The following is a 19,941-nucleotide window of genomic DNA, read 5'->3' on the forward strand; positions in this document are numbered from 1 at the left end:
CTCGGGAGGCTCAGCGGGCGATCTGGAAGTTGAACACCGAAGTGTCGAAGTGGTTGTAATCCTCGTAGTCGATCAGGTCGTAGAGGTCGGCGCGATGCTGCATCTCGCCGAGCTTCGAGGTCAGGTGCCCCTCGTCGATCAGCGTATCCAGCGCCCGGCCGGCGGCCCCCATCGCGATGCGCAGGAGCGACACCGGCCAGATCACGATGTTCACGCCGACGCTCTGGAGCTGATCGACGGAGAACAGGTCGCTCTTTCCGAACTCGGTCATGTTCGCGAGGATCGGCACGTCGACTGCGGCGCGCACCGCGGCGAACTCCTCGAGGGAGCGCATCGCTTCGGGGAAGATCGCGTCGGCACCGGCATCCACGAGCGCCTTCGCGCGGTCGAGCGCCGCCTCGAGACCGTCCACCGCGCGGATGTCGGTGCGCGCCATGATCAGGAAGTTCGGATCGCGACGCGCGTCGACCGCCGCGCGGATGCGCTTGATCGCGGTGTCCTGGTCGACGACGGCCTTTCCGTCGAGGTGACCGCAGCGCTTCGGGTTGATCTGATCCTCGATGTGCATGCCGGCAAGGCCGGCGTCCTCGAGCGTCTGGATCGTCCGCGCCACATTCATCGGCTCGCCGAACCCCGTGTCGGCGTCGATGAGGGCCGGCAGCTCGGTCATCCGCGCGATCTGCTGCCCGCGACCGGCGACCTCGGTGAGGGTCGTCAGGCCGATGTCGGGCAGACCGAGGTCGGCGGACAGCACGGCACCGGAGATGTAGACGCCCTCGAATCCCTTGCGCTCGATGAGCTTCGCGCTCAGCGGGTTGAACGCCCCGGGGAAGCGCAGCAGCTCCCCCGACGCCAGCCGCTCACGGAACAGCCGCCGTTTCTCGGCCGCCGGTGTCTGCGCGTACAGCATCAGAACAGCCCCTTCGGGGCGGGCGCGGTCGCGAGCACACCGGGCTTCGCGACGATCGTGAGCTGACCGACCTCTTCGGCGGTGAGATCGGGCAGGCGCTGGGCGAGGTCCAGGAACCGCTCGATCTCCTCGGGCAGGAGCACCGGCTCGGCGAGGATGCGGAACTTGCGGACGTAGTCCTCGCGTGCGAACGGACGCGCACCGAGCGGGTGGGCATCGGCCACCGCGATCTCGTCGACGAGCTCGGTGCCGTCGGTGAAGCGGATCACGACGCGGCCTCCGAATGCCTTCTCGTTCGGGTCCTCCGAGTGGTAACGGCGAGTCCACTCGGCGTCCTCCGCCGTCGTGACCTTGTGCCACAGGGCGACGGTGTCCTCGCGAGTCGCGCGCTCGGGAGCGTAGGAGTCGACGTGGTGCCACGTGCCGTCCTGCAGCGCGACGGTGAAGATGAACGGGATCGAGTGGTCCAGCGTCTCGCGTGAGGCGTGCGGGTCGTACTTCTGCGGGTCGTTCGCGCCCGAGCCGATCACGTAGTGCGTGTGGTGGCTCGTGTGCAGCACGATCGACTCGATGTTGTCCGGGGCGAAGGCATCGGGGTGCTCGTTGTGGAGCTTGCGGGCCAGGTCGATCCAGGCCTGCGCCTGGTACTCCGCGGAGTGCTCCTTCGTGTACGAATCGAGGATGCCGCGCTTGGACTCCCCGGTCGCCGGCAGCGGCACCTCGTACGAGGCGTCGGGACCGTCCAGCAGCCATGCGATCACGCCGTCTTCGCCCTCGTAGATCGGGCTCGGCGAGGTCTCGCCGCGCATCGCGCGGTCGACAGCCTCCACGGCCATCTTCCCGGCGAACGCGGGAGCGTGCGCCTTCCACGTGGAGATCTCGCCCTTGCGGGACTGCCGGGTCGCGGTCGTCGTGTGCAGCGCCTGGCCGACGGCCTGGTAGATCGTCTCGACCGGGAGGTCCAGGAGTGTGCCGATCCCGGCGGCGGCCGACGGGCCGAGGTGGGCGACGTGGTCGATCTTGTGCTTGTGGAGCGAGATCGCGCGCACGAGGTCGATCTGGATCTCATAGCCGGTGGCGATTCCGCGCACGAGCGCCCGGCCGTCGGCGCCGACGTGCTGGGCGACCGCGACGATGGGCGGGATGTTGTCGCCGGGGTGCGAGTACTCCGCGGCGAGGAAGGTGTCGTGGTAGTCGAGCTCGCGCACGGCGACGCCGTTCGCCCACGCCGCCCACTCGGGGCTCGTCCGCCGCTCGACGCTGCAGCCGAAGACGGTCGCCCCCTTGCCGCTGATCGACACCGCGTGGTCGAGCGCCTGCTGGCGGGCGGCGCTCACGGGCGCGCGGGTGAGGGATGCCGCGGCCACGGCGGCGTTGTCGATCACCCGGTTGATGATCATGTCGACGACGTCCTGGTCGACCTCGACGGGATCGGCGGCGATCTCGGCGATGCGCCAGGCGAGCTGTCCCTCGCGGGAGAGGTGCTCGTCACTGCGGTGGACGCGGAGGTGGTGCGTGGTGGTCATGCCGTGCCTTTCAGAGCGGACGGTGCGTCGAGCGACGCGAGGATCGTGGTCAGAGCGTTGTGCAGGTGCACGTGGGTCGCGTGGGCGGCGAGGTCGGCATCCCGATCGGCGATCGCGGAGGCGATCAGCCGGTGCTCGGCGACCGAGGCGGCCAGTCGCTCGGGGATGTCGCGCGCCAGGCGCCGCACCCGCACGAGGTGGGTGCGGATGCCGCGCAGAGCCGACGTGAGGTAGTCGTTGTCGATCGCGGCGTCCAGCTGCGCGTCGAAACGGGCGATGAGCGCGTAGTACGCGTCACGCCCCTCGTCGCGGTCGAGGGCGCCGACGCCGGCGAACTCGACGGCGAGCGCGGCGAACACGTCGGCGTCGGCGCGGGTGGCGGCCAGGCGCGCAGCGGTCTCCTCGAGGGCGCGGCGCACCTCGAACAGCGCGCGGATGTCGGCGACGTCGATGTCGCTGACGACGGTCACGCGCGGGGACTGCTGGACGACGAGGCCGTCGGCCGCAAGACGCCCGAGCGCTTCGCGGAGCGGCGTCCGGCTCACCCCGAGTCGGGCGGCCTGCTCGACCTCGGCGAGCACGGTGCCGGGAGCGAGATCGCCGGACTGGATCTGGTCCAGGAGCGCGGCGTACGCGCGATCACTTGCTCTCATAGTCACCCTTCCCCCCTGATTGTATACACAATGACGCGAAGGAGGCCACGAAGTTGCCTGAGTCGGGGTTTCGGTATACACCGCAGAAGACCGTCACTGCATTCACAAATTACTGAAACAGGCGTATCGTTCGTCGCATGAGCAGCGTGATCCGCACGACATCCCTCATCAAGCGCTACGGAACCGTCCACGCCCTGGACGGACTGGACCTGCAGGTCGAGGCGGGACAGGTGCACGGCTTCCTCGGACCCAACGGCGCCGGGAAGTCGACCACGATCCGCATCCTGCTCGGACTCGCCCGGGCGACATCCGGCCAGGTGCGCGTGTTTGACGAGGACCCGTGGCGGGAAACAGTGGGGCTGCACCGGCGGATCGCGTACGTCCCGGGGGATGTGAGCATCTGGCCCAACCTGTCCGGCGGCGAGTCGATCGACGTGCTCGCCCGGCTGCGGGGTGCCGGCAGCCGTGACGCCGCCTACCGTGCGCAGAAGCGACGGCTGATGGAGGAGTTCCAGTTCGATCCCCGCACGAAGGGACGGGCGTACTCGAAGGGCAACCGGCAGAAGGTCGCTTTGATCGCAGCCCTGGCGGTGCCCGCCGAGCTGTACATCTTCGACGAGCCCACGAGCGGTCTGGATCCCCTGATGGAGGTGGTGTTCCGCCGCGAGATGGCCCGGGTGAAGGATGCCGGGGCCACGGTGCTGCTGTCGAGCCACATCCTGTCGGAGGTCGAGCTCCTGTGCGATCGCGTCAGCATCATCCGCGCCGGCCGAGTGGTCGAATCCGGCACCCTCGCAGACCTGCGGCACCTTACCCGCACGGAGATCTCGTTCGAGGCGGCGGAGATCGCCGCGGCCGACGGCATCCCCGGCGCACATGACGCGCGGATCTCCGAGGGCCGCGCGCACGTCACGATCGACAGCGATCGCGTCGCGGCGGCACTGCCGGAGCTCGCCCGGCGCAACGTCAGCGGGCTGCGCATCGAGCCGCCGTCCCTGGAGGAGCTGTTCCTCCGTCACTACGGCGACCGGCCGCAACCGGAGGATGCGCCGAGCGGAGCCGGCCGATGAACGCGTTCGCGACCCTGCTGCGGGAGCGGATCCGTCGAGACCGTTGGCAGCTGCTGATGTGGATCGTCGGGACGGCGCTGCTCGCGTACCTCACGTACGTCGGAGTCACCCAGTCGTACGGCACGCAGCAGGACCGCGAGGCGCTGTTGGCCACCGCGATCGCCAACCCGGTCATCATGCTGTTCCGCGGACTGCCGTCCGGCGCCGACGAAGGCGCATTCATGCTGTTCCTGATCTTCCCGTTCCTCGCGATCGACGCCGCCTTCATGAGCTCGTTCCTGGCGGTCCGGCACACCCGCATGGACGAGGAGCTCGGCAGGACCGAGCTGGTCGCCGCGACACCCGCTGGGCGGACGGTGCCGGTTCTGGCCACGGTCGCGCACGGACTGCTCGCCAACCTCGGACTGGCGCTTCTCACCTCGCTCGCCCTGCTCAGTACAGGGCTCGCCGCCGGCGGATCGTTCGTCGCAGGCTTCGGAGCCGGTGCGGTGGGAGTGACCTTCCTCGGCATCGGGCTCATCGCCGGGCAGCTCATGCGCACGTCGCGGGGCGCCAATGCGCTCGCGGTGTGGATCCTGCTGCTGACCTTCCTGCTCGCGGGCCTCGGCAACGCGCTGGGGACGCCGACCGCGGACCTCCAGCGCATCGAGAGCTCGTGGCTGACGTGGCTCTCGCCGTTCGGCTGGGGTGAGCAGTCGCGTCCGTTCGCCGACGACGCGCTGTGGCCGCTCGTGCTGTGCGTCGTGTTCGGGCTCGCACTCGCCGCAGCATCCGTCGCGATCCAGAGCACCCGCGACTTCGGCGCAAGCCTCGTCCCCGAGCGGCGCGGCCGCCCCGACGCCTCGGCCTCCCTGGCCGGACCGACGGGTCTGGTGTGGCGGCTCACGCGCGGGTCGATCCTGGGCTGGGCCGCCGGCGGACTGTTGACCGGGCTGCTCGCGACGAGTCTCGCGGGCGTCCTCGCCGACGTGGTGACCGAGCTGCCGTCGGTGCAGGCGATCCTCGAGGTCATCAGCGCGAACGGCAGCATCGCCCAGGGCGCGGTCATCATCTTCTTCGAGATGCTCGGGATCCTCGCCGCGTGCGCCGCCGTGCAGACGGTCTGCCGCGCGCGCTCGGAGGAGGCCCACGGCACGGCCGAGGCAGTGCTCGCGACACCGGTCGACAGGGTGCGCTGGCTCTCCGGCTACGTCGTCGTCGGGTTCGCGGCGATCGTGATCGTCGTCGCCTCCGCCGTCGTCGGCGCGGCCCTCGGCATCGCGGGCCGCGACGGCGACTGGTCGCTGATGGGCGATGTCGCGGTCGTCGGATCGGGACAGGTCGTCGCGGCGAGCGTGTTCCTGGTGCTGACAGCGCTCGTCTTCGTGCTGGCTCCCCGCGTGACGATCCCCCTCGGCTGGACGCTCGTGATGCTCGCGATGGTGCTCGGACTCTTCGGTCCGCTCTTCGGCTTCCCCGACTGGCTGGTCCATGCGGCGCCGATCGCCGCCGCACCCACGGTGAACGGCGACGGCGTGGATCTGCAGGGACTGTGGGGGCTCCTCGTGGCGATCGCGGTGATCGGCGGCGCGACGGCCGCGCTCATGCGCCGACGCGAGCTGGCTCCGGCAGGATGAGGACTGTGGAACACCGCGGAACGGAGGCCGCCGAACAGGCCGCGGCGATGATGACGGCGGCCGGGATGCCGCGCATGCCCGCCCGTGTGATGATGGCGCTCGTCGGCTCGCCCGACGCAGGCTACACGGCGGCGGAGCTCGCCGATCGGCTCGGAGTGTCGGCGGCTGCTGTCTCGGGCGCCGTGCGCTATCTGCAGGCGATCCACATCATCCATCGGCTCCCCCACCACGGCGACCGACGGGACCGCTACGACATCGCCGACGACGGCTGGCGCGTGGTCCTCACCGCCAATCTGCCGCTGTACGAGCGCCTCGCCGACTTCGTGGACCGCGTCGCGGATGACAACGCCGACGCTCCCCAGTCGGTCGCGCGCGCCCGCGACATGTCGGGATTCTTCCGCTTCCTCGGCGAGCGGATGCCGCGCCTCTTGGACGAATGGGACGCCGAGCGCGACCGGGGTTAGCCTGAACGCGTGCCCGAACACCAGCCCGGCGCCCTGACCGCCCTCGAGCGTGCAGAGCTCGAGGCGCTGCGCGCACGTGCGTACGGACCGGACGCCGACATCGTCGACGATGCGGAGGCCGTGAGCCGGCTCGACGAGCTCGAAGAGCGGGCACGTGCCGCGCGCGGCGCGCGACTTCCCGCGCCCGAGATCACGCCCGCCCTCACCGAGAGCGGCGCGCCCGATGACGAACAGGAGGCTGCGGAGCCGGCGGCCGAGCGGCGCACACCGACCCCGATCGCGCCTGTCCGGGCCTCGCGCCGCCACGTCGCCGCGATCGCGGCGACGGCGGTCGTCGCGCTGCTCCTCGGCGGCACCGCCTGGAGCATCTCCCGGTCGGGCGATCCGCAGCGCCCGTCGGCGCAGGCACGGGCAGCGGCGATCGCCGCGGAGCAGCGCGCGGCGGGCTATGACGCGCAGTACGCGGCCTACTTCGCGGGTCTGCGCGAAGACATCCTGGCTCTGCCGGGTGCGGAGGCGGTCGCCGACCAGCTGATCTGGGAGCAGCTCACTCCCTACGGCATCCTGTACGGCCGGACGGTCGGGGCGGGGCCGACGACGGACCAGCGGTTCTGCATGATCATCGCGGATCTCCCCTCCGCCCAGATCGTCTGCATCCCGATCGAGAAGGCGTCCGCGGTGCAGGCGACGGTCTCACTGCCCGCCTGGTATTCCGAGGCCGACGGCGATCTGTTCACGGGCCTCGGCGAGCAGATCGACTACACGCTGCTGCCGGGCGGCGTCGTGGTCGCGGTGCCCGCCGGTGCGTCGCTTCCGGCCGACGACATCCCGGTCGTGGAGAACCCCGGTCCGACGCCGACCGCGACACCGCCCCCGGGCTACAACTGACCCGCACGCCGGTAGGTCGCGAGGATCACGCCTCCGGACAGCGGCTCGACACCGACCGGCTCGAGGTCCAGTGCGCGAGGGACGCCTGCGCCGCCGAAGAGCGGGACACCGCGCCCCAGGGCGAGCGGGTTGATCTTCAGCTGCACCTCGTCGATCTGGTCCGCGAGCTGCCCGGCGAGGTCGCCTCCGCCGCAGAGCCAGATGTCGGCGCCCGGCTCCGCCTTCAGTTCCGCCACGCGGGCGGCGACGTCTCCGGAGATCGTCTCGATGTGCGCCGAGGCGGGCACTTCGCGGTGGGTCACGACGATCTGCCGCAGATGCGGATAGGCGCCGTCGACGAGGCCTGCCTGCACGGCGGGCTCGTGCGTCCGCCTGCCCATGAGCACCGTGTCGAAGCGTCGCGGAGGTGCGGAGACCCCGAGGGCTGCTCGCACATGCGCCGGGCACGTCTCGGGATACCTCGCGAACAGGTCCGCAAGGGTGGCGGGGTCGACCGGGAACTGCGAGAAGTCACCGTCCGCGTCGGCGATGAATCCGTCGATCGTGGTGGCGATGTAGTACACCAGCGCGCGCACGCCGTCCTCCTTCGTGTCGTCAGCGGATGCCGGGGTCAGCGCTGCGCATCCGCCAGGTGCCGCTCGAGCGCATCGATCGCGGGTCGCTGACCCTTCACGAGCCGCTCGCGGGCGGCATCCATCCTCACCCACTCCACCTGGTCGACCTCTGGGAAGGACTGGACCCGGCCGGACCGCGGCGGCCACTCCATCTCGAACTCGCCGAAGGCGAGGCCGTCCAGCGCGAAGCCCGATCCGTCCGAGACGAAGACCGTGACGCGCTTGCCGGACGAATACGCGAACGTGCCGAGCTCGGCGTAGTCGGCATCGGGGGCCGCGACGCCGAGCTCTTCGCGGAACTCGCGAAGCGCCGCGTCCAGCGCGCCCTCCTCGTCGGGGTCGTATTCGCCCTTCGGGATCGACCACGCCCCGGCGTCCTTGCGCGCCCAGAAGGGTCCGCCCATATGGGCGATCAGCACCTCCGGCGGGGCACCCTCCTCGAGCCGGTAGAGGAGGATGCCCGCGCTGGAGGTCGGCATGTCAGGACGAGGAGGTCAGGGACGCGTCTTCGGCGAGACGGAGTACGTCTCCTCCGCGTCGGTGACGGCGACCCCGCCGACGGCCGCATCGATCGCGGCCAGGGTGTCGGCATCCAGCGTCACACCCGACGCCGCCACGTTCGACGCGATCTGCTCCGGACGCGAGGCGCCCACGAGGGCGGCGGCGACGTTCGGGTTCTGCAGCACCCACGCGATCGCGAGCTGCGGCATCGACAGGCCCGCCTGCTCGGCGATGGGCTTGAGCTTCTGCACGGCGGTCAGCACGTCGTCGTCCATGAAGCGCTTGATGAAGTTCGCGCCGCTCTTCTCGTCGGTCGCGCGCGAGCCCTCGGGCGCCGGCTGCCCCGGCAGGTACTTGCCGCTCAGCACGCCCTGCGCCATCGGCGACCACACGATCTGCGAGATCCCGAGCTCTTCGGAGGCCGGAACGACCTTGTCTTCGATGACCCGCCACAGCATCGAGTACTGGGGCTGGTTCGAGATGAGCTGGAAGTTGAGCTCCTTGGCGAGCGCGTGACCCTCGCGCAGCTGCTCTGCGGTCCACTCCGAGACGCCGATGTACAGCGCCTTGCCCTGGCGGACGATGTCGGCGAACGCCGTGAACGTCTCCTCGATCGGGGTCTCGTAGTCGTAGCGGTGCGCCTGGTAGAGCTCGACGTAGTCGGTGCCGAGTCGCTTCAGCGAGCCGTTGATCGACTCCATGATGTGCTTGCGGCTGAGGCCGCTGTCGTTCGCCCCACCGGGACCCGTCGGCCAGTAGACCTTCGTGAAGATCTCGAGCGACTCGCGACGCTGCCCCTGGATCGCCTTGCCGAGGACGGATTCCGCGGCGGTGTTCGCGTACGCGTCGGCCGTGTCGAACGTGGTGATGCCGGCATCCAGGGCCGCGTGCACCGTGGCGATCGCGTCGGTGTCGTCGACCTGCGAGCCGTGCGTCACCCAGTTGCCGTACGTGATCTCCGAGACCTTGAGTCCGCTGTTTCCGAGATATCGATAATTGACCATCCGATAACGCTACTCGCGCGGGGAGTGTCCCGGGCGGCGGTTGACAGCGGTGGACTCAGGAGCGCCGGCGCAGCGCTCCGCGCAGACTCCGCAGCAGCAGGAGCAGGCCGCCGAGGCCGACGATGCTGCCGAGGAAGGAGAAGGCGGGCACGTCGCCGGTCAGCAGCGGGCCACCGTCGTCGACGCCGAGCATGATGCCGGCGATCACGAGAGTGATGCCGATGACGGTGGTCGTGAGGCGGCCGATGATGCCGTCGATGTACGAGCGGTCATCCGGGCTCTCCAGCGCGCGCAGCCGCACCGAGAGCGTCCCCTCATCCAGCGAGCGTGTCAGGCTCTCGATACGACGCGGCATCCGTCGCATCTGCTCGGCGATGAGCGTCGACCAGGTCTGCGCGCTGAGCAGGGCCGTGCGCGGCGAGACGAGCGATCGCGCCATCCGCGGCGCGACCTCGAGGGCGCGGCCGACCATGTCGTAGTCCGGCACCAGCCGGCGCAGCGTCCCCTCGAGCGACGCGAGCGTGCGGAACACGAGCAGAAGCGACGGCGGCAGCGCCATGCGATTGCGCCGGAGAGCGTCCAGGAACGAACGGAAGATGTTCTCGTCGGCACGCGCGTTGTGCACGCGGGTCAGGATCACGCCGATATCCCGCTGCAGCGTCGTCGTGTCGAACTCGCCGCCGGGCGGCTCGCACATGAGCAGCGCGACGTCGGTGACGGCCACGTCATCCTCGTTGGCCATCCCGATGAGCATCGGGATCAGGAGCCGCCGCATGCTGCGTTCGAGCACCCCGACGGCCCCGAAGTCGATGAGTGTGACAGCCCCGTCCTCCCCCAGGATCACGTTGCCGGCATGCAGGTCGGCGTGGAACACGCCGCGCACCGCGATCTGCTCGAAAACCGCGTCGAGCAGATCGTCGGCGATCCGTCGAGCCTCTTCCTCCGGAACCGCACCCGGTGCGAGCCGACCGAACGGCGTGCCGATCACGCGCTCCTGCACGATCATCTGCGCGGTGGAGTACTGCGGGTACACGCGGGGAACATGCAGGCGCGTCGCTTCCGATCTCGGGATCGCGGAGCGGAGCATCTCGGTGTTGGAGACCTCGATCCTGTAGTCGAGCTCTTCGCGCAGCGCGCGCGAGAACTCGGCCACCAGTGCCCGCGCGCCGTATGCACGGGCCCAGTCCGTGCGACGCTCAGCCTGCGCGGCGAGGCGCTCGAGGATGTCGAGGTCGGTGGTCACCTGCGCACGGGCCCGCGGCCGCTGGATCTTCACCACGACGTCCTCGCCGGAGCGCAGTCGGGCCGCGTGGACCTGAGCGACGGATGCGGCGGCCAGAGGCACCGGGTCGATCTCGGCGAAGACCTCCTCGATGGGGCATCCCAGCTGCGCGCGGATCGCGGTCTCGGCTTCGGCCCAGGGAATCGGCGTCGAATCCATCTGCAGCGTCGAGAACGCCGCAATGAGCGCGGGCGGCAGCACGTCCTCGCGGGAGGACAGCACCTGACCGAGCTTGACGAACGTGACCCCGGCCTCGTTCATCGCCGAGACGAGCGCCGCGGGCAGCTCCTCGTCCTGCTCGCCGCGTCGCCTGCTCTCGTAGAACGTCAGTCCATGCCGCGAGCCGATCGCGAGGATCTGCGCGTAGCGCCGTGCGCGGTCCCGGCGGCGGATCGCGTCGCGCACCACCGAGATCGGGTTGCGCCAGCGACGGGAGGGCCAGAGGAACTCGAGCGTCAGCACTGCGATCACGACGGCGGCCAGCATCCAGCCGACGGTGAGCGCGACGAACGCGATCGCGATCGCACCGTCGGCGACCAGGCGACCGTTCTCGTAGACCTGCGCCTGCGTCAACGACCACACCGCGACAGGTGATGCGATGACGAACACCACGATCGCCGTCACCCAGGCGCGCAGCCACCCGACCTCGACATCCAGAAGACGCCGGACGATCCACGCGGCGACCAGCGAGAAGGCCAGTGCGACGAGCGCGAAGACGAGCCAGGCGGGCATGAGCCGATTCTGTCAGGCTCGCCGGCGCGCGGTCAGTCCTCGTTCGGGGTGGCCGCGGCGGCCGCTTCGTCCTCGGTCGTCGCCACGAGCTGGCCGCACGCGCCGTCGATCTCCTTGCCGCGGGTGTCGCGGAGGGTCGTCGGGATGCCGGCATCGTTGAGCCGGCGGACGAACTCGTTCTGCACCGAGACCTCGGACGCCGTCCACACCGACCCGGGAGTCGGGTTGAGCGGGATCGGGTTCACGTGCACCCAGCCGCGACCGCGCGCGTTGAGCTTGTCCGCGAGGAGGTCGGCCCGCCACGCGTGATCGTTCATGTCTTTGATGAGGGCGTACTCGATCGAGACCCGGCGCCCGGTCTTGTCGAAGTACGCCCGTGCGGCATCCAGCGCCTCGTCGACCTTCCAGCGGGAGTTCACCGGGATCAGCTCGTCGCGGAGCGTGTCGTCGGGGGCGTGCAGCGACAGCGCGAACGTCACCGGGATGTCCTCGTTCGCGAGCTTCGTGATCGCCGGGACCAGCCCCACCGTCGAGACGGTGATCCCGCGCGCGCTCATCCCGAGACCGTGCTCCTTGTCTGTCATGACGCGCACGGCCTGCATGACGCGGGCGTAGTTCGCGAGCGGCTCCCCCATGCCCATGAATACGATGTTGCTGACGCGCTCGGCGCTGTGGTCATCGCGCTTCTTGCCGCCGAGCCCGCCGTCGGCGATCAGGCGGTTGGCGCGGACGATCTGCTCGATGATCTCGGCCGCCGACATGTTGCGGGTCAGCCCCGCCTGCCCGGTCGCGCAGAACGGGCAGTTCATGCCGCATCCGGCCTGACTGGAGACGCACAGCGTGATCCGGCCCGGGTAGCGCATCAGGACCGACTCGACGAGCGCGCCGTCGTGCAGCTTCCACAGGAACTTGATCGTGTCGCCGCGATCGGTCTCGAGCCTGCGCACTTCGGTGAGCAACGGCGGCAGCATGCCGTGGACGAACTCCTCGCGACCGGATGCCGGCAGGTCGGTCATCGCGGCGGGGTCGTGCGTCCAGTGCTGGAAGTAGTGCTTCTCGAGCTGCTTCGCGCGGAATCCGGGCAGGCCCAGGTCCTTGACCTTCGCGACCCGCTCCTCCGGGGTGAGATCGGCCAGGTGCACGGGGGGCTTGCCCCGCTTCGGGCTCGCGAACTGCAGCAGGGGCCTGCCCTCGGCATCCTTCTTCTGCTGCCAGCCCTCGGTGCGCGGCCGCACCTGTCGCACGGGCGTCGCTTCGGGCCTGGTCGTCATGCTCTCAGGGTAGGCGATGAGCCTGGGCGGGCGCCGGACTAGGGTGACCGTGTGGTCCCGGTCGACAATCTCCTCGCGTTCGTCCTCGCGTCGCTCGTGCTGATCGTGATCCCGGGGCCGAGCGTGCTCTTCACGATCGGTCGCGCACTCGCCCTCGGCCGCATCGGGGGCCTTCTGAGCGTGCTCGGGAACGCGCTCGGGCTCCTGCCGATCATCGGCCTGGTCGCACTCGGGGTCGGCGGGATCGTGGCGCGCTCGGTCGTGCTGTTCACGATCGTGAAGGTAGCCGGCGCGCTGTACCTGATGTTCCTCGGCATCCAGGCGATCCGCCATCGCGGACGCGCGGCCGAGGCGGCGCTGTCGGGCGCGCTCCCCCGCTCGCACTGGCGTCAGCTCGGCGAAGGGTTCGTCGTCGGCATCACGAACCCGAAGACGATCGCGTTCTTCGTCGCGGTGCTGCCGCAGTTCGTCGACCTGGATTCGGGCTCGGTGCCGCTGCAGATGGTCGAGCTCGGGCTCGTCTTCTTCGTGATCGCTCTCATCTCGGACGGAGTCTGGGCGCTCGCGGCCGCGGGCGCCCGCGCCTGGTTCGGCAAGTCGCCGCGACGCATCTCGGTGCTCTCGGCGACCGGAGGCGGGCTCATGATCGGGCTCGGCGGGATCCTGCTGCTCTCCGGCAGCAAACACTGAGCTCCAGGGGCGGTGCTCCTTCGCCGAGAACAGACTCTCCGGCACTCAGCATCCCGCCGAGAACAGGCGTTCCGGCGGACAGCGCCCCGCCGAGAACAGGCGTTTCGGCGGACACAGGAGGATCTGAGCGTCGAACCACCTGCCTGCGCCGAAACTCCTGTTCTGGGCGCTGCGGCGGGGCTGAAGGCGCGTCCAGGTGACGCGGCGCGACGGGTCAGGTGCGGACGATCGCCGCGCGCTCGCGCCAGGTCGCGGCGGTCACCCGATCCAGCGCGACCTGCTTCTTCATCGCGTCGGCCCGCTCGTACAGCGACGGATCGCCGTAGCTGGTCAGCACCTTGACCAGCACCGGGAGCAGCTCGATCATGAAGAACAGCAGCGCGATGAGCCAGTGCGCCATGGCGAGGGCGGGCTCGCGGGCGGCGAGCCGCTCCATCGCGCTCATCTGCGAGAGCAGGCCCATCGCCTCGGCGTTGCCGCCGGCGACCTGCGCGGCTCGGGCGTCGTACGCCGCCAGAGCAGCGTCGTACTGCGCGCGGGCGGCCGGCAGCTGGTCTTCGGCGAGCTGCTTGTTCTGCTCGGCGGAGGAGGCTGCGGCATCCGTCCCCGCGGCGTTCGCGGCGGTGAGCGCCGCGGTCGCGTCTTGGAGCTGCACGGCGAGCGCGTCGTATCCGGACTGGGCCTGGGCGAGCTGCGCCTGCGCGGCATCCGAGCTCGCGCCGTCGCCGACGACGCCGGTGCAGCCGGGCACCGTGCCGACGCCCTCGCCGGTGAGCTCGCACTGGTACAGAGCGCGCGCCTGATCGATCACGGCCTGCTGGTCGGCGAGCTGTTGCGTGAGCTGGTCCACCGTCTGCTGCGCGGCCACCGTCTCGGCCGACGTCGAGGACGTCCCCTCGACGATGCCGGTCGCGGCCTGGTTCTCCAGTGTCGCGACCCGCGCCGATGCCTCGTCGAGCGCTTGCTTCTCGGGGCCGTTCGTGACGGCATCCTGATCCGCCTGCGCCTGGACGACGTTCGTCGAGTTGACCTCGCGCGCGATGTCGTTCTGGAACGCCTGGAGCACGAGCGGCTCCGCGACGACGATGCCGATCAGCGCGGCGAGGAAGATGCGCGGGATCGCGAGCCCGATGAGCTTCCAGATGTTGCGCGTCGAGCGCATCGTCGAGGTGAGGAACCGGTCGAGGTTGAAGATGATGAGCGCCCACACGAGCGCGAGCGGCACCGCGATCCAGATCGAGATGCGGACACCGGTGATCAGGGCGAACATCATCGACAGCGCCGAGACGAGCGCGGTCCCGGCGAGCACGAAGAACATCTGCACGAAGCGGGATGTCTCCTCCGGCACCGCCTCGAGCACGTCCGCGTCGGCGCCGCCGTGCACGGCGAGCTGCGTCGCGAGAGGCAGGCGACGACGGATGCGGCGGCCCGAGCGCGCGGACCGGGTCGGGGCGACCGCCGGCTCGGCTGCCGGTTCAGGATCGGGTTCGGGCTCGGCCGCCGGTTCGGGCTCGGCCGCCGGTTCGACAGCGGCGGCGGGCGCGGGCTCAGCGGCCGGCTCGGACTCCGGGCCGTGCTCGGGATCGGCATCCGGCTGCGCCTCGACCGACTCGTCGGCGCGCTCGGTGAGCACGTCGCTGAGGTACTGGGGCTCGTCCTGGTCCGCGACGTCGAACTCGATACGGCCGTCGGAGCCCATGCGGCCGGGCCGGTGAACGGAGAAAGACATCCCTCCAGTCAAGCCGACACGCCTGGACAACTGCCCAGCGCCGCCTCAGCGCCTCCCTCGCACCCGTGAGACGACATCTGCACGTCGAGACTGTGGGGAAACCCCATGGTCTCGTCGCGCAGATGTCGTTTCAGCGAAAAGCGAGAAGAGCGCCGCCGGCGTCAGAGGAAGATGTCGGGGAACAGACGGTCGTCGGGGGTGCCGGGGACGGCGGCGTAGCGCGAGAAGTCGGTCACTCCGGCATCCGTCAGCACGTCTTCGACGATGAGGGTCTGACCCGTGTACGAGCGGGCGGGGCGGGTGAGCACCTCGTAGGCGGCGTCGGCGTAGATCTCGGGGGTCCGGCTCGCGGCCATCACCCGGTCGCCACCGAGCAGGTTCTGCACCGCTGCGGTCGCGATCGTCGTGCGCGGCCACAGCGTGTTCGCGGCGATCCCGTCCTTCGCGAACTCCGCGGCGAACCCGAGCGTCACCATCGTCATGCCGTACTTGGCGAGGGTGTAGCCGGTGTGCGCGCCGAGCCACTTCGGGTCGAGGTTCAGCGGCGGCGAAAGCGACAGGATGTGCGGGTTCTCGGCATCCTTCAGGATCGGCACCGCCGCCTGCGACAGCATGAACGTGCCGCGGACGTTGACGTCCTGCATGAGGTCGTACTTCTTCGCGGCCAGCTGCAGCGAGGGCGACAGGTCGATCACCGAGGCGTTGTTCACGACGATGTCGATGCCGCCGAACTCGCCCTGGGTCTTCATGACCGCCGCGGTGATGTCGTCGTCGCTGCGGACGTCGCCCACGATCGGGAGGGCGTTGCCGCCCGCCGCGCGGATCTGCTCGGCCGCGGAGTGCACGGTGCCTTCGAGCTTCGGGTGGGGCGAGTCGGTCTTGGCGAGCAGCGCGATGTTGGCGCCGTCGGCCGCGGCACGCAGCGCGATCGCGAGGCCGATGCCGCGGCTGCCACCGGACATCAGGATGGTCTTGCCGGCCAGAGTGCTCATGCGTTCTCCTTCGGTGCGGACTGCTTGCGGGATGCCGCGGCGAAGGCGGCGATGCGCAGCTTCGACTCCTCGGTGTCGAAGCGGGCGCCGATGCTCGCGGCCTCGTCGGCCAGGTTCTCCTCGAAGCTGCGGTGCGCGCCGACGCGCACCAGGCGCTTGGCCTGCCCGAACGCCGCCGTTGCGTTGTCGAGCCAGAAGCGCGCGACCGCTTCGGCGCGCGCGGCGAGCTCGCCCGGTGCGACGACCTCGGCGACCAAGCCCCAGTCGAGCGCGGTCTCGGCGTCGATCGTCCGGTCCTGCAGGAGGAGGGCGAGGGCACGGCGCTGACCGATCGCGGCCGGGAGCAGTGTCGAGACGCCGAGGTCGGGGGTCAGCCCGATGTTCGCGTACTTGCTGACGAACTTCGCCGACTCCGACGCGACGATGTAGTCGGCGCTCAGCATGAGCCCGAGCCCACCGCCCGCGACCGCGCCCTGCACGGCCGCGACGATCGGCTTGTCCGAGAGCACCCAGGCACGGATCCCCTCGTGGATCACGTGCGCCATCGCGGTGACATCGTCGCCGCCCGCGGGTGCGCCGGCCATCGCGACGACATCGCCGCCCGCGCAGAATGCCGGGCCGGCGGCATCCAGGATCACGGCGCCCACCGATGCGTCGCCGGTCACCTCATGCGCGATGTCGCGCCAGAGGGTGCCCATCTCGAAATCCATCGCGTTGAGGGATGCCGGACGGTTGAAGGTCACGCGGGCCAGCGGGCCCTCGCGCGTGACGAGGATCGAGTCGCTCATGGAGTCTCCTGGGTGGGGGTCAGCGCGGCGCCATGCGGATCGCACCGTCGAGTCGGATGGTCTCGCCGTTCAGGTAGCCGTTGCGCACGGCTTCCATCACGAGCGACGCGTATTCGTCGGGACGGCCGAGCCGCGCCGGGTAGGGCACCTGCTCGCCGAGGGAGTCCTGCGCCGCCTGCGGGAGCCCGGCGAGCATCGGGGTCTCCATGATCCCGGGGGCGATCGTGAGGACGCGGATGCCGTACCGGGCGAGCTCGCGCGCGATCGGCAGCGTCATCGCGTGCACGCCGCCCTTGCTCGCCGAGTACGCCGGCTGGCCGATCTGCCCGTCGAACGCCGCGACGCTCGCCGTGTTGACGACGAGTCCGCGGTCGCCGCTGTCGGCATCGGGGTCGGTGCGGGCCATGACGGCGGAGGCCTGCGAGATCACGTTGTACGTGCCGATCAGGTTGACGCGCACGATGCGCTCGAACCCGTCGAGAGGCGAGGGGTTGCCGTCGCGGTCGAGCACCTTGGCGGGCGGGGCGATCCCGGCGCAGTTCACGACGACCCGCAGGGGGCCGGATGCCGCCGCCTGGCGCACCGCGTCGGCGACCTGTTCGGGGCTCGTGACGTCGGCGGGCGCGAACGTGCCGCCCAGTTCGGCCGCGACATCGGCTCCGGATGAGGAGGGCAGGTCGATGATCGTGACGTGGGCGCCCGCGGCGGCGAGCCGGCGGGCGGTCGCGAGTCCCAGGCCGCTGGCGCCGCCGGTGACGAGCGCGGAAGCTCCGCTGATGTCCATGTGCTCTCCTTCGAACGTGCGACTGCATCCCAGCTTAGATGGGACTCAGTTCCACCGTGAACCCGGCCGCGTCCGGCACCGGCGTCGCGGCATCCGTCGCCCAGGGTACGCCCGCTCCCGCACCGCGAAACTGCATCTGCACGCCGAGACGCAGGCGAATCCCCTAGGTTTCGGCGCTCCCGTGCAGTCTCGCGGCCACGACGGGATCACCCCGGGCCGAGGATGAAGTTCCACGAGCCGGAGACCACCGCGGCGGACAGGGCCGCGGCGGCGATCGCGGCGCCGACGGCCATCAGGCCCCACTCTGCGGCGCCGAACGTCGACGGCCGCGCCCACGTCCGTGCGCCCGGCGCACCGAAGCCCCGCGCCTCCATCGCCGTCGCGAGCTTCGACCCCCGCCGGATCGACAGCACGAGCAGCGCGAAGGCCATCCCGAGGAACCGGCGCAGCCGCCCGCGGTCGGCGACGCCGCGCGCCCGGCGGGCGAGCTCGAGCGCTCGCCAGTCATCCAGGAACAGCCCCACCATGCGGAGCCCCGCGAGGCCGCCGAGCACGAACCGCGCCGGCAGCTTCAGGATCTGCGAGAGCCCGTCGGCCAGATCCGTCGGGTCGACCGTGGCGAACAGCACGACCGACGGCAGGGCGATCGCCAGCACGCGCAGCGTCGTGGCGAGTGCGAGCTCGAGCGACCCGTCGCTCACCCGCACGGCGAGCCACTCGACGTACACCTGTCCGGACGTGCGGCCGTAGAGCGCGATCGTGAGGCCGGTGAGCGGAGCGAGGACCCAGACGAGCCAGGTGCGGCGCCAGAACTCGCGCCAGCCGAGACCGGCGAACGGCATGAGCAGCAGCTCGAGCGCGAGCGCGACCGCCGCCGAGACGACATCGAGCGTCAGCACGAGCGGGACCGTGATGAGCACGGCCGCCCCGAGCTTGGCGACGGGGTTGATCCGCGCGACGCCGCGCATCAGGACACCCCCAGCGCGAACCGCTCGGCGTGGAGGGCCGCAGCGACATCGAGGTCGTGCGTCACCGCGACGACCGCAGAGCCGGCGTCCCGCAGCTCTGCAAGGAGAGCGACGAGTTCGCCCCACGTGCGGGCGTCCTGACCGAACGTCGGTTCGTCCAGGACCAGCATCCGGGGTCTCGTCGCGAGCATCGCCGCCACGGTCAGTCGCCGCTTCTCGCCCCCGGAGAGCGTGAACGGGTTCGCGTCGGCGAGATGCGCGAGCCGCAGCCGGGACAGCAGCTCGTCCACGCGGGCGGCGGTCTCCGTCGCGGGCAGCCCGAGGGCTGCGGGACCGACCGCGAGCTCCTCCCGGACGCTGCGCGCGAGCAGCTGATGCTCCGGGTCCTGGAATACCGTGCCGATCCGGGTGAGGAGGTCCCGCGAGCGCCAGCGGATCGGCTGCGCTCCGACGCCTCCGGCCAGCGCAGGGGTCGCCTCGAGGACACCGGATGCCGGGGGCAGGAGCCCCGCGAGGGTCAGCCCGAGTGTCGACTTGCCGGCGCCGTTCGGCCCCGTGATCGCGAGCGCCGACCCGGCCCGTACGTCCAGCTCGATGCCCGCGGCGACCGGCTGAGCACGGACCCGCTCCACGGCGAGACCTCGTGCTCGCACGAGGATCTCGGCGGGAGCATGCGCCGGCGGCGACGGCAGAGCGGGCGGGATGCCGGGCACCCAGACCCCGTGCGCGGCGAGCTCCGTCCCCCGGGCCCCGAGAACCGCATCGGGCGAGCCGTCCGCCACCACCCCACCTTCGCCGAGCACGATCACCCGATCCACGAGGGGGAGCCAGACCTCGACGCGATGCTCGACCACGACGAGCGTCGTCTCCCCGGCGCCCACCAGTGCGGCGACCGCCGCGCGCACCTCCGCGACGCCCCCCGGGTCGAGGTTCGCGGTCGGCTCGTCCAGCAGAACGAGTCCGGGCCGCATCGCGATCACCCCGGCCAGCGCGAGCCGCTGCTTCTGCCCGCCGGAGAGCGCGCTCGTCGAACGGTCCAGGGCGACGTCCAGCCCGACCCGGTCGAGGGCATCGCGCACGCGCGGCCAGATCTCCGCGCGCGGGACGCCGAGGTTCTCGCAGCCGAACGCGACGTCGTCGCCGACCCGGGCGAGGATCACCTGCGCGTCGGGGTCCTGCAGCACGAGCCCGGCGCGCCCGCGGGAGGCCGCGGGCGGCATCCCGTCGATCGTCAGCTCGCCCGCCCGATCGCCCTCTTCATCGCCGCCGAGGACGCCGGCCAGGCCTTTCAGGAACGTCGACTTGCCCGATCCCGATGCGCCCAGGAGCAGCACGCGCTCCCCCGGCTCGATGCGCAGGCTGACGTCGCGCAGCGCCCAGGCGGAGCGTCCCGCGTGGCGCCAGCCCCATCCGCTCGCGGTGACGGCGGCCGGGCCCGGTGCGGCGGCAGGCACCGCGC

Annotated in this window: 19 protein-coding genes; 5 read left to right on the forward strand and 14 right to left on the reverse strand. The window is 70.8% G+C overall.

Features of this window, described 5'->3' with window-relative positions; translation table 11 throughout:
- Positions 1–10 precede the first annotated feature (10 nt).
- From prpB to ABD197_RS15775, 3 genes are read right to left on the reverse strand one after another with little or no spacing between them, the layout of a single operon-like run.
- Positions 11–910 carry a methylisocitrate lyase gene (gene prpB, locus ABD197_RS15765; RefSeq protein ID WP_344055931.1) on the reverse strand — a complete coding sequence of 300 codons (900 nt, stop codon included), beginning with the start codon at positions 908–910 and terminating at the stop codon, positions 11–13.
- Entirely contained in the window at positions 910–2,436 is a 1,527-nt protein-coding gene (locus ABD197_RS15770) for an MmgE/PrpD family protein (protein WP_344055932.1), read from the reverse strand. Before ABD197_RS15770 ends, prpB begins: the two co-directional genes overlap by 1 nt.
- Positions 2,433–3,089, reverse strand: coding sequence for a GntR family transcriptional regulator (locus ABD197_RS15775; protein WP_344055933.1), 657 nt, complete (start codon positions 3,087–3,089; stop codon positions 2,433–2,435). The genes ABD197_RS15770 and ABD197_RS15775 overlap by 4 nt, the downstream gene beginning before the upstream one ends.
- A gap of 137 nt (positions 3,090–3,226) precedes the next feature.
- Here ABD197_RS15775 and ABD197_RS15780 point away from each other — a divergent pair, with 137 nt between their 5' ends.
- From ABD197_RS15780 to ABD197_RS15795, 4 genes are read left to right on the forward strand one after another with little or no spacing between them, the layout of a single operon-like run.
- The gene (locus ABD197_RS15780; RefSeq protein ID WP_344055934.1) at positions 3,227–4,159 is read left to right on the forward strand and encodes an ABC transporter ATP-binding protein; all 933 of its coding nucleotides are present in this window, start codon (positions 3,227–3,229) and stop codon (positions 4,157–4,159) included.
- Entirely contained in the window at positions 4,156–5,775 is a 1,620-nt protein-coding gene (locus ABD197_RS15785; RefSeq protein WP_344055935.1) for an ABC transporter permease, read from the forward strand. The genes ABD197_RS15780 and ABD197_RS15785 overlap by 4 nt, the downstream gene beginning before the upstream one ends.
- Positions 5,776–5,780: 5 nt before the next feature.
- The gene (locus tag ABD197_RS15790) at positions 5,781–6,239 is read left to right on the forward strand and encodes a GbsR/MarR family transcriptional regulator (RefSeq protein WP_344055936.1); all 459 of its coding nucleotides are present in this window, start codon (positions 5,781–5,783) and stop codon (positions 6,237–6,239) included.
- Positions 6,240–6,248: 9 nt separating this feature from the next.
- The gene (locus tag ABD197_RS15795; protein ID WP_344055937.1) at positions 6,249–7,127 is read left to right on the forward strand and encodes a hypothetical protein; all 879 of its coding nucleotides are present in this window, start codon (positions 6,249–6,251) and stop codon (positions 7,125–7,127) included.
- Here ABD197_RS15795 and ABD197_RS15800 read toward each other — a convergent pair.
- The 5 genes from ABD197_RS15800 to rlmN are packed head-to-tail and all read right to left on the reverse strand — an operon-like array spanning position 7,118 to position 12,531.
- Positions 7,118–7,702 carry a dihydrofolate reductase family protein gene (locus ABD197_RS15800; protein ID WP_344055938.1) on the reverse strand — a complete coding sequence of 195 codons (585 nt, stop codon included), beginning with the start codon at positions 7,700–7,702 and terminating at the stop codon, positions 7,118–7,120. The genes ABD197_RS15795 and ABD197_RS15800 overlap by 10 nt on opposite strands.
- 35 nt (positions 7,703–7,737) lie before the next feature.
- Positions 7,738–8,220 carry an NUDIX hydrolase gene (locus ABD197_RS15805; RefSeq protein ID WP_344055939.1) on the reverse strand — a complete coding sequence of 161 codons (483 nt, stop codon included), beginning with the start codon at positions 8,218–8,220 and terminating at the stop codon, positions 7,738–7,740.
- Positions 8,221–8,235: 15 nt separating this feature from the next.
- Positions 8,236–9,246: an aldo/keto reductase family protein gene (locus ABD197_RS15810; RefSeq protein WP_344055940.1), complete on the reverse strand. Its 1,011-nt coding sequence runs from the start codon at positions 9,244–9,246 to the stop codon at positions 8,236–8,238.
- Positions 9,247–9,301: 55 nt separating this feature from the next.
- Positions 9,302–11,260: an ABC1 kinase family protein gene (locus ABD197_RS15815; protein WP_344055941.1), complete on the reverse strand. Its 1,959-nt coding sequence runs from the start codon at positions 11,258–11,260 to the stop codon at positions 9,302–9,304.
- A 32-nt stretch (positions 11,261–11,292) separates the two neighbouring features.
- Entirely contained in the window at positions 11,293–12,531 is a 1,239-nt protein-coding gene (rlmN, locus tag ABD197_RS15820) for a dual-specificity RNA methyltransferase RlmN (RefSeq protein ID WP_344055942.1), read from the reverse strand.
- 51 nt (positions 12,532–12,582) lie between these two features.
- On the opposite strand from rlmN, the gene ABD197_RS15825 reads away from it, so the two are divergent.
- A complete protein-coding gene (locus ABD197_RS15825) occupies positions 12,583–13,221 on the forward strand; it encodes a LysE family translocator (RefSeq protein WP_344055943.1) in 639 nt (212 codons plus the stop codon).
- 214 nt (positions 13,222–13,435) lie between these two features.
- Here ABD197_RS15825 and ABD197_RS15830 read toward each other — a convergent pair whose 3' ends face one another.
- From ABD197_RS15830 to ABD197_RS15855, 6 genes are all read right to left on the reverse strand, one after another.
- Positions 13,436–14,950, reverse strand: a complete 1,515-nt coding sequence (locus ABD197_RS15830) for a DUF4407 domain-containing protein (RefSeq protein ID WP_344055944.1) — start codon at positions 14,948–14,950, stop codon at positions 13,436–13,438.
- 161 nt (positions 14,951–15,111) lie between these two features.
- Positions 15,112–15,942: an SDR family oxidoreductase gene (locus tag ABD197_RS15835; RefSeq protein ID WP_344055945.1), complete on the reverse strand. Its 831-nt coding sequence runs from the start codon at positions 15,940–15,942 to the stop codon at positions 15,112–15,114.
- The gene (locus ABD197_RS15840; RefSeq protein ID WP_344055946.1) at positions 15,939–16,730 is read right to left on the reverse strand and encodes an enoyl-CoA hydratase/isomerase family protein; all 792 of its coding nucleotides are present in this window, start codon (positions 16,728–16,730) and stop codon (positions 15,939–15,941) included. Before ABD197_RS15840 ends, ABD197_RS15835 begins: the two co-directional genes overlap by 4 nt.
- Before the next feature lie 19 nt (positions 16,731–16,749).
- On the reverse strand, positions 16,750–17,514 hold the full coding sequence (locus ABD197_RS15845) for an SDR family NAD(P)-dependent oxidoreductase (protein ID WP_344055947.1): 765 nt from the start codon (positions 17,512–17,514) through the stop codon (positions 16,750–16,752).
- Between the two features lie 206 nt (positions 17,515–17,720).
- Positions 17,721–18,482, reverse strand: a complete 762-nt coding sequence (locus ABD197_RS15850) for an energy-coupling factor transporter transmembrane component T family protein (protein WP_344055948.1) — start codon at positions 18,480–18,482, stop codon at positions 17,721–17,723.
- On the reverse strand, positions 18,482–19,936 hold the full coding sequence (locus tag ABD197_RS15855) for an ABC transporter ATP-binding protein (RefSeq protein ID WP_344055949.1): 1,455 nt from the start codon (positions 19,934–19,936) through the stop codon (positions 18,482–18,484). The genes ABD197_RS15850 and ABD197_RS15855 overlap by 1 nt, the downstream gene beginning before the upstream one ends.
- Positions 19,937–19,941: the final 5 nt, after the last annotated feature.

Origin of the sequence: Microbacterium lacus (assembly GCF_039531105.1) — a bacterium.
GTDB classification, from domain to species: Bacteria; Actinomycetota; Actinomycetes; order Actinomycetales; family Microbacteriaceae; genus Microbacterium; species Microbacterium lacus.

What these genes read in the sequence shown, in the direction of transcription:
- prpB (WP_344055931.1), bottom strand. Translation starts at nt 910, where the DNA reads ATGCTGTACGCGCAGACACCGGCGGCCGAGAAACGGCGGCTGTTCCGT.
- ABD197_RS15770 (WP_344055932.1), bottom strand. Translation starts at nt 2,436, where the DNA reads ATGACCACCACGCACCACCTCCGCGTCCACCGCAGTGACGAGCACCTC.
- ABD197_RS15775 (WP_344055933.1), bottom strand. Translation starts at nt 3,089, where the DNA reads ATGAGAGCAAGTGATCGCGCGTACGCCGCGCTCCTGGACCAGATCCAG.
- ABD197_RS15780 (WP_344055934.1), top strand. Translation starts at nt 3,227, where the DNA reads ATGAGCAGCGTGATCCGCACGACATCCCTCATCAAGCGCTACGGAACC.
- ABD197_RS15785 (WP_344055935.1), top strand. Translation starts at nt 4,156, where the DNA reads ATGAACGCGTTCGCGACCCTGCTGCGGGAGCGGATCCGTCGAGACCGT.
- ABD197_RS15805 (WP_344055939.1), bottom strand. Translation starts at nt 8,220, where the DNA reads ATGCCGACCTCCAGCGCGGGCATCCTCCTCTACCGGCTCGAGGAGGGT.
- ABD197_RS15810 (WP_344055940.1), bottom strand. Translation starts at nt 9,246, where the DNA reads ATGGTCAATTATCGATATCTCGGAAACAGCGGACTCAAGGTCTCGGAG.
- ABD197_RS15815 (WP_344055941.1), bottom strand. Translation starts at nt 11,260, where the DNA reads ATGCCCGCCTGGCTCGTCTTCGCGCTCGTCGCACTGGCCTTCTCGCTG.
- rlmN (WP_344055942.1), bottom strand. Translation starts at nt 12,531, where the DNA reads ATGACGACCAGGCCCGAAGCGACGCCCGTGCGACAGGTGCGGCCGCGC.
- ABD197_RS15830 (WP_344055944.1), bottom strand. Translation starts at nt 14,950, where the DNA reads ATGTCTTTCTCCGTTCACCGGCCCGGCCGCATGGGCTCCGACGGCCGT.
- ABD197_RS15835 (WP_344055945.1), bottom strand. Translation starts at nt 15,942, where the DNA reads ATGAGCACTCTGGCCGGCAAGACCATCCTGATGTCCGGTGGCAGCCGC.
- ABD197_RS15840 (WP_344055946.1), bottom strand. Translation starts at nt 16,730, where the DNA reads ATGAGCGACTCGATCCTCGTCACGCGCGAGGGCCCGCTGGCCCGCGTG.
- ABD197_RS15845 (WP_344055947.1), bottom strand. Translation starts at nt 17,514, where the DNA reads ATGGACATCAGCGGAGCTTCCGCGCTCGTCACCGGCGGCGCCAGCGGC.
- ABD197_RS15850 (WP_344055948.1), bottom strand. Translation starts at nt 18,482, where the DNA reads ATGCGCGGCGTCGCGCGGATCAACCCCGTCGCCAAGCTCGGGGCGGCC.